Source organism: Psychrobacter sp. R86515 (assembly GCF_042466315.1).
Taxonomy (GTDB): Bacteria; Pseudomonadota; Gammaproteobacteria; order Pseudomonadales; family Moraxellaceae; genus Psychrobacter.
In genome coordinates this window covers 1,379,321-1,391,616 of record NZ_JAXHCC010000001.1, presented here as the reverse complement: position 1 = coordinate 1,391,616, position 12,296 = coordinate 1,379,321, and the positions used below count along the sequence as shown (strand labels likewise).

9 protein-coding genes are annotated in these 12,296 nt (G+C 42.7%); 4 read left to right on the top strand and 5 right to left on the bottom strand.

Features of this window, described 5'->3' with window-relative positions; all coding sequences use genetic code 11:
* Window positions 1-74 precede the first annotated feature (74 nt).
* The 4 genes from SJY28_RS05850 to SJY28_RS05835 form a co-directional block, all read right to left on the bottom strand.
* Window positions 75-1,376, bottom strand: coding sequence for an FHA domain-containing protein (locus tag SJY28_RS05850; protein WP_379543790.1), 1,302 nt, complete (start codon window positions 1,374-1,376; stop codon window positions 75-77).
* A 157-nt stretch (window positions 1,377-1,533) separates the two neighbouring features.
* The gene (locus SJY28_RS05845) at window positions 1,534-2,385 is read right to left on the bottom strand and encodes an RsiV family protein (protein WP_379543789.1); all 852 of its coding nucleotides are present in this window, start codon (window positions 2,383-2,385) and stop codon (window positions 1,534-1,536) included.
* A 219-nt stretch (window positions 2,386-2,604) separates the two neighbouring features.
* Window positions 2,605-4,200, bottom strand: a complete 1,596-nt coding sequence (locus tag SJY28_RS05840; protein WP_102094627.1) for a peptide chain release factor 3 — start codon at window positions 4,198-4,200, stop codon at window positions 2,605-2,607.
* A gap of 203 nt (window positions 4,201-4,403) precedes the next feature.
* Entirely contained in the window at window positions 4,404-5,306 is a 903-nt protein-coding gene (locus tag SJY28_RS05835; RefSeq protein WP_379543788.1) for a hypothetical protein, read from the bottom strand.
* A gap of 268 nt (window positions 5,307-5,574) precedes the next feature.
* On the opposite strand from SJY28_RS05835, the gene SJY28_RS05830 reads away from it, so the two are divergent.
* The 4 genes from SJY28_RS05830 to SJY28_RS05815 all read left to right on the top strand — a co-directional run bounded on the left by SJY28_RS05830 (window position 5,575) and on the right by SJY28_RS05815 (window position 10,721).
* Window positions 5,575-5,988, top strand: coding sequence for an Ohr family peroxiredoxin (locus SJY28_RS05830; protein ID WP_298808379.1), 414 nt, complete (start codon window positions 5,575-5,577; stop codon window positions 5,986-5,988).
* 267 nt (window positions 5,989-6,255) lie between these two features.
* Window positions 6,256-9,234: a DNA polymerase I gene (gene polA, locus SJY28_RS05825; protein WP_379543787.1), complete on the top strand. Its 2,979-nt coding sequence runs from the start codon at window positions 6,256-6,258 to the stop codon at window positions 9,232-9,234.
* A 357-nt stretch (window positions 9,235-9,591) separates the two neighbouring features.
* Entirely contained in the window at window positions 9,592-10,050 is a 459-nt protein-coding gene (locus tag SJY28_RS05820) for a hypothetical protein (RefSeq protein ID WP_290178122.1), read from the top strand.
* A gap of 287 nt (window positions 10,051-10,337) precedes the next feature.
* Window positions 10,338-10,721 (top strand): hypothetical protein, encoded by a 384-nt coding sequence (locus SJY28_RS05815; protein ID WP_379543786.1) that lies wholly within the window; start codon window positions 10,338-10,340, stop codon window positions 10,719-10,721.
* 115 nt (window positions 10,722-10,836) lie between these two features.
* Here the strand turns inward: SJY28_RS05815 and hemH are convergent, their stop codons facing one another.
* Window positions 10,837-11,856 carry a ferrochelatase gene (hemH, locus tag SJY28_RS05810; RefSeq protein ID WP_379543785.1) on the bottom strand — a complete coding sequence of 340 codons (1,020 nt, stop codon included), beginning with the start codon at window positions 11,854-11,856 and terminating at the stop codon, window positions 10,837-10,839.
* Between the last annotated feature and the right edge of the window lie 440 nt (window positions 11,857-12,296).

Sequence of the window (12,296 nt, the reverse complement as noted above, 5' to 3'; positions counted from 1 at the left end):
ATTTGTTCAAAAAACGGCAAGCATAACAAGGCTCTATATCAAAAATTACAACAAAGACCTAGTGTAGAGTTGAATTATGCACCGCCCATATTAAACAACCATAAGGCCAAACCGATAATTAGAATGGTTACAAATACCCATATAAACCAGCCGCCGCTCGCTTTTTTCTCTACATGACCTGCATGAGCAGGGTTGCTGATTTCTTGATCCATCGCATTATTGCCTTCGGTACCAAGATCGCGCGGCTGCCCTAAATTAGCCGTGCCTGAAAACTGTGCACTAGCTGCTTGTTTGGCTTTTAAAACTTCAGGGTCAGCTTCTTCTTGTAACTCTGTTTTTGTTGTTTTGTCGTGTTCGTCTTGGACTGCTGGCTGCTCTTCTACCACTGGCTGCTCTTCTACCACTGGCTGCTCTTCTACCACTGGCTGCTCTTCTACCACTGGCGCGCTATCAGTAGATGCTACATGTAATGACTCTGTAGTCGTCACAGCTTCTGTTTCAGTTGCTGTTGGTACAGATGCGTCAGTTACTACCTCTGTGGCAACTGGCGTTTCTTCTACTGGCGTAGGCGATGCCGCATCCGCGTCAGACAGTACTTCATCAATCCCTGTTTCTTTGACAACTGGCTCTGTAGCAACGGCTTCTTCAGTAGCTAGCTCTTCAACAGCTGGTTCTTCAACAACTGGTTCAACGGTTTCGTGCGTAGGGGTTACTGATTCTTCGGTCATATCTGAGCCGGCATCTACAGATAAAGGCTCTACAGGTACAGTATCATCTGTAGCAGGTAACATTTCTTCGATACCAGTTTCTTTGATCACTGGCTCATTACCTGCTTGCTCTTTGATGGGCTCTTCTTCAATCGGAGCTTCTTTGCTCGCACTTTCTTCAAGAACGCTTTCTTCAACTATTTGCTCTTCAGTCACAGGCTCACTAACAGGAGTTTCTAGCACAGTAGCCGTGTCAGCATTCTCATGTATATCTGCTATTTGCTCTTCTGTGGTCACTGGCGCTAGTGCCTCACTCTCTGTCATTGCAGGTGCAGTAGATGCCTGTACTTGAAAGCTAAAACTTGCAAAGCCAAGCGTATCGTCTGCCTTTAGATGACTAGATTCATTACCTGCAATACGTTGCTCATTGATAAACGTGCCATTAGAAGAGTCTAAGTCTTTTACGTACAACTGACCATCTAACACACTGAGCACTGCATGGTTGCGAGAAACCTGCTTACTACCTAGCACTACGTCGTTATCACTACCACGACCTATAGATAAGCTATCACTAACTGTCAGTGTTAGGTCACCTAGCGCTTCCGTCAATGCATTCAGCTGCCAAGTTGTACTTGCTGCCGTATTCATACTATCTGTCTCGTTTGTCATGTTATAACTCCTTATTTTTCTATTGAATATCCAATGATGCTAAAAATAATAACTCTAAAATATTACTGCCAATTCATGATAAGTATTGTCGCTATTTCTTTAATAATATTTGCCTAGTACGGTTTATTAAGTACTTTCCTCAGACACCATACAGTATTTACTTTGGTATAAAGTGAGGTTTTATGACCTTATCAAGCTTACTATAGGGGATATTAAGGACAGGCATACCGTAAGCATATGGACCAATAGAATAATGCTGATAACGAATGCTAACGCCTGTATCTGTCAAAGTCACATTATCGCTCAACGTAAATGGCCAGTTTTTCTCATAACTGCTCACGTCTTCGGCAACCGTTTTAACCCACACTTTATACGCATCATAGGCAAGCGCCTCAAAACGAGGTTTTTGCCTTGAGATAAGCATGTCGTCAAGCGTGACTTGCTTTTTGGTACTTGGGTCAAACACTAGGTACTCGCTATAAGGCATGCCGTGTGCACCACCAGTATAGACGTAAGAGCTTATCTCAAACAGTTCAAAGTCATCGACATGACCTAGATAATTGGGCGCTACCATCAGATTATAACCCCATGACACATCATCAGGCATATCTTGGAATTGCGAGCTCACAAAGCTATCAAGAGCATCTGTAACTTCTTTTTCGCTGCTTTTACCCTTGATAGATGCTGACTCTGTCATCTGACTATTGACGACTAAGTTATCGATACGGGTATTGGTAATCTTATCTATCCAGTTCTGACTGCTTTTGAGATACTTAACTTCAATCTCTGGACAGTTATCACGCTTGTCACACGTCTCTTGTATGTTACTGGGTAGTTGATACGGTAGATACTCCGTGCTGCTAATAAAGCTACCTGCATTTACCGACATACTAACGGCACTTAACAATAGGCTGCCAGTCAACATAGCAATTGAACGTCTCTGGCTTACCTTCATCGAAAATAGATCAGCCGATATAGATTTATCATCAGTTTGAGTCGTAGTGTGCATATGTCCTCTTTTACAAATATAAAATGCCATTCAATATTCTACCGTAACAATTGCAATGTATTGTAGGAAGACTGTTCACGTTTTTGAGGTGATGTAAGCGAACGATTATCTGACTCTTACTACTTAAGTCGTAAAAACAGGCAATAAAAAAGACACGGCTGGCGTGTCTTAATCAATAAACGATATGAGCGTATAGATAAACTAAGTGTATAAATAAACTTAATGTTCGCGAGTGCTACTAAAAGTCACTTCTGGGTAGCGGTCTTGCATCAGCTGTAGATTGACGCGTGACGGTGCAAGATACGTTAGATAACCACCACCATCTATCGACAACTGGTCATGGGCTTTTTTCTTAAATTTCGCCAATGCTACTTCGTCATCGCAATGAATCCAGCGTACCGTAGCTATCGAGACTGGCTCAAAGGTACATTGAACTTTGTACTCTTCTTTTAGACGATGCGCGACTACTTCAAACTGTAGGACACCGACCGCACCCAAAACCAAATCATTATTAATCTGCGGCATAAACACTTGCGTTGCACCCTCTTCGCTTAACTGCTGTAGACCTTTTTGCAGGGCTTTTGATTTAAGCGGATCTTTTAGAACTACACGGCGGAACAATTCAGGAGCGAAATGCGGAATACCCGTAAAGCTCAACTCTTCGCCTTCAGTAAAGCTGTCACCGATAGAGATGGTGCCATGGTTATGCAAGCCAATGATATCACCCGGATAAGCTTCTTCTAGCGCCTCGCGGTCACCTGCTAAAAAGGTCAAAGCATCAGCGATACGGACGTCTTTACCCAGACGCACATGCTTCATTTTCATGCCCTTCTCGTACTTACCAGAGCACACTCGCAAGAACGCAATACGGTCACGGTGACGCGGATCCATATTGGCCTGAATTTTAAAGACGAAGCCCGTAAAATCTGTCTCGGTGGCTGATACTTCGCGCTCAGTCGTTGGATGGGCTTTTGGCGGCGGTGCATACTTGACCAAGGTATCAAGCACCATGTTTACCCCAAAGTTACCCAATGCCGTGCCAAACAATACTGGCGTCATCTCGCCAGCCAAAAATGCTTCAACACTGAACTCTTCTAGCGCCATCTGTACCAGCTCAAGCGACTCTTCGAAAGCATCAAACATCAACTGTCCTAGACGCTCACGGATATCTGGATAATCGTAGCCTTCTCGGGTTTCAGAGACCGTCATCTTGCCGCCATTACCTTTTTCATAAAAGTAAGTTTTATTTTCAGTCAAATGATAAACGCCGATGAAATCTTGACCCATACCGATAGGCCAAGTCACTGGGATACATTTGATTTTCAACACTGCTTCGATTTCACTAAGCAACTCAAGCGGCTCACGAATCTGACGATCTAGCTTGTTGACAAATGAGATGATAGGCGTATCGCGCATACGGCACACTTCCATCAGCTTGATGGTTCGTTCTTCGACACCTTTTGCACCATCGACCATCATCAACGCACTATCCACTGCAGTCAAAGTACGGTAGGTATCTTCACTAAAGTCGGCGTGACCTGGGGTATCTAGTAGGTTGACCATATGGTCTTTATACGGAAACTGCATGACAGACGTCGTAATCGAGATACCACGCTCTTGTTCCATGCTCATCCAATCTGAGGTTGCATGACGATCTGTTTTACGGCCTTTTACTTCGCCCACTACCTGAATCGCTTGACCCCATAACAGGAGTTTTTCGGTCATGGTGGTCTTACCAGCATCGGGATGCGAGATAATGGCAAAGGTGCGGCGCTTAGCAACTTCTTTGTTTAATTTCTTTGGATCTACGCTCATAATTTTCAGCTTCAACAGTTATGTGATTTAGAAGTGACTCTAAATAAATAAAATAAATAATGGGCGTATTGTAGCGGATTTAGCATCAGGGTGCAGAATTAGCGTATAAAAAACACGCCCCGTTATTTCAACGAAGCGTGTTTTTGGGCTTTTAATTGCGATCATCATGCTTAATTAGCACGACTAACAGCCATCAATTCATCTTAATAGTATCGTTCGATTTTCTCAGCCAAGAAGTCGCCAGCCACTTCATTGACGATTGTACAATCGACTACGTCAAAACGGCTGTCTGTGTTCGGATCAGTGCTACCTTTGGCGACATAGTTTGCCTCATAGACGTCTTTTCCGTATTCAACACCGCTATACTCATAAGCAGGCTGATCATCATACTCAAAAAACATAACTTGCGCAGCTTGTTGCTGATTGCCTACGCCAACTCCGAATTGAGAGGTTCTATGATCTCTATCCACACTAAAGCGGGTTTTGGCCACTTCAATCCATCTCTCTATTGAGGCGTAACCAGTCTTGTTTTTCTCATTAAATGCCAAAAACGAACGCTCGCTGGTTACCACAGGGATATAACAAACCGACCCTTCGGGAAAAGCAACATTGGTCGGAATTTCAGAATAGTTGTTTAAGTCGGTAATAATACCGTATCTATTGTTCACGTTTGTACTAGCAACATAGCTGTTAGCACGCAGCCCTGATAAGTTAAGCGTCTTATAAGTGGTTTGGTAGTCTAGCTGGTTGTTGGTGTTTTTTTCATAAATGGGGCGTTTAACCGTCCGACCATTAACCTCGATGTCTTTATTTTCAAGTCGACCTTCGAAATCATCTGCTAGCACGGTTCTGTCTAAATCATTCAGGCTTTGATTGCTATAACTGTTGATGAGATTGGTTGTTTTGATCTCGCGCGCACCAGTACGATACGTTTCATCAATTCGCGCAATTGCCGTAGCATTGGCTTTGCTATCATAACTATTAGCAAAGCTTGTCAATGTAATCTTGCTACTAGCCGTCCCATAAGCGCCGTCTTCTTCCTCGCACCCTATTAAAGCGAGCGTCGTCAAAAAGCAAACACTAGGTATCGCAATCCATCTATTCATCAAACAATGTCCTTATGATTCAGATCTCTGTTACCTGTACTGATAACGTATATATGGCTCATTACCGCTATTGTACCTCTTCAACGTCTGTACGATAAGCTTGTAAATCTAGAAACGAATAAAACTGTGCTCGAAATCTCATTTACAAACTAGCAGTATATATTTACTCTCTATGCACTGAGCTGCGTGAGCGATTTGTTATGCTAAGTTTCATATTAAGATTTACCACTTAAATATAAACATAAAAACTTACAACAAAGGATGTGTCATGAAATCTCTATACTCTACCAAATCTACTGTTACTGGCGGTCGCATGGGTACAGCAACTCTAAGCGATAGTGATCTTGAAATCAATATGGTACCACCAGGCGGTAATGAAAAAGGTAATAATCCTGAGCAATTACTCGCTATGGGTTATGGTGCTTGTTTTGATGGCGCCTTAGGCGTAGTCAAAAAGATGGAAAGCGCAACATTTGGCTCAACTGTTGAGACCTCTGTAGACCTATTACAAGGTGACAATCACGAATATAAGCTTGCCGTAAAAATCCATGTCATCGCTGACAATACAGACCTATCTGCTGACGAGATCCAAAGATTGGTCGAAAAAGCGCATGAAGTATGCCCGTATTCGAAAGCGACTAGCGGTAACATCGATGTCGAAGTCTCTTCAGAAGTAAAATAACGCATTTAGAGACTCGTTATTAACGTCTATTAAATTATAAATAGTCGATATTCATCAGATATTAAAAGAACTCAGTTTATCTGGGTTCTTTTTTTATTTTTAGCAATTTATTTATCCTAGACATGAAATATCGAAAACTCCAATATAGATTTCAATAAAAAAGAACACGATAGAACATCTCGTAACGGTTAAGCAGTTCGGCACGCGCTAATTTTATCGTTATAATAAGCGTATATATTTTTATCTAATAGCTGATAAGTGACTTTTATGACTGATGACATAGCTGACAATACCACCGATAACAACCACAACTCTCACCAAGCGCTTGACCCCAAAGCATTACCAAACTTCGATACCATGCCTAACGTGGCGCTGATGGATACCAGTCATGTAGACAAAGATCAGCCGCCTTTTATTTTGGTTGATGGCTCCTATTATCTGTTCCGCACTTATCACGCCCTACCAAAAACCATGCAAAACTCGCAGGGCCTAATCACCAATGCGATACGCGGTACACTCAACGCGCTACTCAAGCTGATGCGTCGCTATCACCCTACCCATATGGCTGTCTGCTTCGATACCAAATCACCGACTTTTCGCCATCATATGTCTGCTGACTATAAGGCTGCTCGTCCACCCATCGATGTCGAGCTGGTAGAGCAAATTCCTTATATTCATCGTTTGGTCACTGCATTAGGTATTCCGCTGTTGCGTATCGAAGGTGCAGAAGCTGACGATATCATCGGTACACTTGCCCATCGCGCTGTCGAGCAAGGCCATCATGTAGTCATCTCAACGGGTGATAAAGACATGATGCAGCTGGTCAATGACTGCGTGATACTAGAAGACAGTTTTACAGGTAAAGTCACGGATACGCCAGCAGTAATCGATAAGTTTGGTATCAATCCAAATCAAATGATCGATTTCTTAACGCTAATGGGTGATGCCTCTGATGGTATTAAAGGCGTACCTGGTATCGGTAAAAAGACTGCTAAAGACCTACTCGTTGAGTATGGTGATATCGAAAATATACTCAAGCATATTGGCTTTATCAAAGGTCGCGGGGCGAAAGGTCTGATTGAGCATGCTGACGATATTCCTTTTAACAGAAAGCTTGCTACCATCGTCACTAACTTAGCCATCGGTCAAGATTGGAATGATCTAAAAATCAATACCGATCCTTGTGCGCATATAGATGAATTACGCGACTTATATAATGAGCTTGAGTTTAGAAATGAGCTGGCATCGCTCGATCACCCGAATCACCCTGCCAATGGCTCTAAAAGTGTTGCTGATAGCCAAGCCAATACTGAGTCACAGGCACAGGTGGCAAAATCGCTCCAATCAACCAATAGCGACAACATCAAAGACAGCGCTAACCATGATAAAGCGTGGCACACTATACTCGACGAGCCAGCGTTTGATAGCTTGGTCGAATTGTTAGAAGCTGCTCCGCATTTTGTCATCGATACCGAAACCACTAGCGTTCATTGGCGTGACGCACAAATTGTCGGTTTATCCTTTGCGTTGCAAGCACATGAAGCCTATTACATTCCGCTTACGCATAGCCTAGAAGGTGATGAGCTAACTGCTAAGCAGCTTGATCGTGATACGGTATTAGCTCGCTTAAAACCTGTACTAGAAAATCCAAATATCGGTAAAATCGGTCAGCATCTAAAGTACGATGCGCACATCCTCGCTCACTATGATATCGATCTAGTCGGCGCCATACATGAGCAGCCAAATAACTGGGCAATGGACACCATGCTTGCCAGCTACGTCATCAATGCGGCAGCCACTCGCCACGGTATGGATGATTTGGCACGTCATTATTTGCAAACGCAAACCATCAGCTTTGAAGATGTGGCAGGTAAAGGCGCTAAGCAAGTTACTTTTGACCAAGTGGCTATCGATATCGCGAGCGACTATGCTTGTGAAGATGCCGACATCACCTATCAATTATTTGACGTGTTCAGCGTTGAGCTGGCTAACGATGCTAATAATGCCAAATTACTACACGAGCTAGAGATTCCAACGGCAGAGATACTTTGCCAAATGGAAGCGCATGGTATTTTGATTAAACGCTCCTTTTTAAACGAACTATCTAAACGCTTCGATGAAGAAATTATCGCCCTAGAGAAGCGCGCCTATGAAGTGGCAGGTGAAGAGTTTAACTTAGGCTCTCCTAAGCAGCTCGGTGAGATGCTGTTTGAAAAGCTAGGCGTCGCTGGTGGTAAAAAAACCAAGTCTGGTCAATACTCAACTGGTGAGGCGGTACTATCAAAAATCGATCATCCATTGGTCGATATTACGCTAGAGTATCGTGGATTATCTAAGCTCAAAAGTACTTATACCGATGCGCTGGATAATGTCGCGGATAGCGAAACCGATCGCGTGCATACTAGCTACCATCAGGCATTAACGAGCACTGGTCGTTTGTCATCAACAGATCCTAACTTACAAAACATCCCAATTCGCACTGCAACTGGTCGCTTAATTCGTCAAGCTTTTATCGCACCAGAAGGTCGCGTTATTTTAGCCGCCGATTATTCACAAATTGAACTTCGTTTAATGGCGCATTTTTCGGGTGATAAAAACCTAACTCATGCCTTTAACGAAGGGTTAGATATTCATGCAGCCACCGCTGCCGAAGTACTTGGTAAAGATGTCGCAGACGTCACTTCGACCGAACGTCGTAATGCTAAAGCTATTAACTTTGGTCTGCTATACGGGATGAGTGCCTTTGGACTGGCCAAGCAGTTACAGATGAGCCGCGGCGAGGCACAAGACTATATTGATATGTACTTTGAGCGTTATCCAGGCGTCAAAAACTATATGATCAATACGCGTGCCAGCGCCTATGAGCAAGGTTATGTCGAGACGATATTGGGCCGTAAGCTCTATACGCCTGATATCAATCATAGTAACCGTATGGTCAAGCAAGGTGCTGAGCGCGCGGCGATTAACGCCCCACTACAAGGCTCTGCTGCTGATGTAATCAAACTTGCTATGATTGCCGTTGATAAAGTGCTGCCAAAAGAGCAAGCCAAAATGCTGCTACAGGTTCACGATGAATTGGTGTTTGAAGTGGATGCCGATAAAGTAGACGAAGTTAGCCAGCTAATTACCGATGCTATGCAAGATGTATTGACGACTACGGCAGTAGAAAAAGGCTGGAATGTCGACTTTACAGTGCCTTTATTAGTCGAGACTGATAGCGGTCAAAACTGGGATGAGGCGCACTAGACATAAACTGTCATTAACTGTCATTTAATCAAGCATGTAAGGCACAATTATTTATATACCTTGCAGATATGAGAGTTTTTGATAAATGATACTACAATAATTCATTACATATTGTTTATATTAACAATCACTTATGACCAGTTAGTTATATTTCATAACAGTAATATCTGGGTATGGGGTTTATAATAGGTCATCTGTTAAACACTAACTATTCGATATTTTTGCTTTAAAGTGAGCCTTTGGGCTCACTTTTTTTTATAAAATCAGGAGTCATTTATTTTGAGTTCAGATGGCATCATTGAAGTCCCTGGCATTATACTTTTGATAATATGCCTATTGCGCAGTTCACAATATGTTATGAAAAGTCATGTCAAACAAATTAAGGCTTTTTGGCTAGCAGCCGTACTTATATTTGTCTCTGTCATTCGTCGAGAGTTGAACTATCTACCAGACTTACTGGTTCCAAGCGACTTTTCGATGCTTGGTCAGTCTTATGACTGGTGGGAGGACAGCGTCCTTACCGTTATTTATCTCGTCGCGCTTGGTTTGCTGGTCTACTCGAGGCATTACCTATGGGCAGTGTTAAAAAACGTACCCGTTTCGCTCTATCTTAGCGTTACTGTACTGGCTATCATTCAATATATGGGCGAGAACGCTATTATGTTTCCTCATACATTTGGTGAAATTGTCGAAGAGCTAGCTGAGACTGCAATCTACGGTATTGCCTTGACCTATTTATGGCGATTTAAACTGGCTGACTATGAGTCATGTCTGGTACAGAAGTTAAATTACAAGTTTGACCATGCCAATAATTAACACTATAAGTTTTATTATTTATGTAGCGATCTGGCTATCGTACAAAGACTTAGCATAAATTTCATAAATAGTTACGGCTACTCATCTTGAGTAGTCGTTTTGCGTTCTAGTCATTGTCTTACATTTTTTGAACATCCTGTCACACCTTACTACTAGTGAAAAGTTGAATAAGCGTACAAACTGAGAAGCATATAATCTACATTGCAATGAGCGATGCTTTAACAAGCCAGCGCGATATTTTACTTCTAATGATGGCGACATCTAATAACTACAATAAGGAATTATTCATGGAAAACTCAAAAAACCCATTACCAGAAGAGATGGATCATATTGACGGTAATCGTCGTGACAATAATGACAGCGTCGATAACTCAGATAATTTAGATAACAACAATCAGGATGAACAAAACAACCAATTGGTCGATTTGGACAATCCTATGCTGCATACCATTGATAACGATGATGTAATTGATAATAGTGCAGGATTTAATAACTCAGAAGTTGGTAGTGATGCGACCCAAGGACTCACACCTGCGCATCGTCGAAATATCGATGAGTCACGGGTCGATGAGATTTTGGTTCAGGACAACCTCGATGACAGCAATTATCCAGATGCGATGGATATTGTGGATAGAGAAGCGGCCGAACGTAGCAACGATGATGATTTTTAGCACTTAATACGATTGTTGATCTACCTCTCTAAACCAAAAAAGCACGCTTAATATAGTTAAGCGTGCTTTTTCTTATTTTTCTATTCAACTTACTAAAACAGCGACTCTCGATTGTCTAAACCCAGCCCTCTAACGTGCCAGCCCAACCTTTTACTAGAGGCAAGCTCAATGCTTCAAGCAATTCAATATGTGTCTCATCAAGGTTTAGTGCAGGAATATAATGATACTCTTGCCCGCCAGCATTAAGGAAGTTATCACGGTTTTCAATGGCCAACTCCTCTAGTGTCTCTAGACAATCTGCCGAGAACGCCGGACTAATCACCTGTACCGAGCGCACACCTGACTGACCCCAATCTTCCAACACCACATCGGTATACGGCTTGACCCACTCTTGCTTGCCAAAGCGTGATTGGAAACTGATAATCCATTCGTCATCGTTCAGGCCAAGTTCATGCGCCACTTGCGCAGCCGTACATTTACAGCGTTTAGGATAAGGATCGCCTTTATCAGCATAAGGCTGCGGAATACCATGAAAACTAAACATCAATTTTTCAGGCTTGCCATGCTTCTCTTGAAAACGGCGAATAGAGTTGGCCAAAGCTTGAATATATAGTGGATGGGCAAAGTAGTCTTTGACAATCGTATAATTTGGCAAGTTGCGTTGCTTGAGCGTCCACTTCGTCAGCGCATCATATACAGCACCACCTGAAGAGGCAGAGTACTGTGGAAACAACGGCAGTATGACAAAGTGATCTACCCCTTCACCACGTAGCGCATCCATGACGTCAGGCAAACCAGGATTACCATAGCTCATCGCAGGATGCACAGAGACACGAAATGGTGCCACACTATTAGCCAAACGTGGTTCTAATAGCTCAACTTGGCTTTTTAGTATTTTACGAATCGGTGAATCACCTTCCCAGATACTGGCGTAAGCCTTTGCTACGCGTTTAGGACGACTGGGCAAGACAAATAGATTCAGAATAATAGCCCATAGGAATTTGGGAATCTCGATTACTCGTGGGTCTGACAAAAACTGTTTAAGGTAGCGACGTACGGCAGGGGCCGTTGGCTCATCTGGTGTACCAAGATTCACTAACAAAACGGCAATACGTGGGGGCAATTTAGGTTTCATAGCAGCACTTTATTAGCAGTAAGTTATTAAGGGTGAGGTCAAAATAATAAGAGACGATACTGTTAAGACACAACTGAATAGACACCTCATTAGTGTAGCATTTTATCCATTAATGACGCGGGCTAAAAGCGCACCTATACAATTTGATACGCAGTTGCTATTTATTAACTCTTGATTACTTGATGCTGGCGACTTACTCGTTATTCATTTATAAAGTATGTTCCATAAAAACTACGATCGATACGCGCGAAAGGCGCGCTCAACGGTTGTACTCCAACGCGCATCACCATACAATAGGCAGGCGCAGTTTATAAAAACCGTGTAGCTAAAATAGCCTGTTAGCAATGTGCTATTTTGCTTTTATTTTATTGATGATTGTAGTCTTGCGAGGTAGCTTTGAACGCACGCTCTGATAATACCAGTGACCAGCATCCTAATTC

Bases quoted from the DNA above. Each gene is read 5' to 3' on its own strand.
- SJY28_RS05850 (WP_379543790.1), bottom strand. From the start codon at position 1,376: ATGACAAACGAGACAGATAGTATGAATACGGCAGCAAGTACAACTTGG.
- SJY28_RS05845 (WP_379543789.1), bottom strand. From the start codon at position 2,385: ATGCACACTACGACTCAAACTGATGATAAATCTATATCGGCTGATCTA.
- SJY28_RS05840 (WP_102094627.1), bottom strand. From the start codon at position 4,200: ATGAGCGTAGATCCAAAGAAATTAAACAAAGAAGTTGCTAAGCGCCGC.
- SJY28_RS05835 (WP_379543788.1), bottom strand. From the start codon at position 5,306: ATGAATAGATGGATTGCGATACCTAGTGTTTGCTTTTTGACGACGCTC.
- SJY28_RS05830 (WP_298808379.1), top strand. From the start codon at position 5,575: ATGAAATCTCTATACTCTACCAAATCTACTGTTACTGGCGGTCGCATG.
- polA (WP_379543787.1), top strand. From the start codon at position 6,256: ATGACTGATGACATAGCTGACAATACCACCGATAACAACCACAACTCT.
- SJY28_RS05820 (WP_290178122.1), top strand. From the start codon at position 9,592: ATGAAAAGTCATGTCAAACAAATTAAGGCTTTTTGGCTAGCAGCCGTA.
- SJY28_RS05815 (WP_379543786.1), top strand. From the start codon at position 10,338: ATGGAAAACTCAAAAAACCCATTACCAGAAGAGATGGATCATATTGAC.
- hemH (WP_379543785.1), bottom strand. From the start codon at position 11,856: ATGAAACCTAAATTGCCCCCACGTATTGCCGTTTTGTTAGTGAATCTT.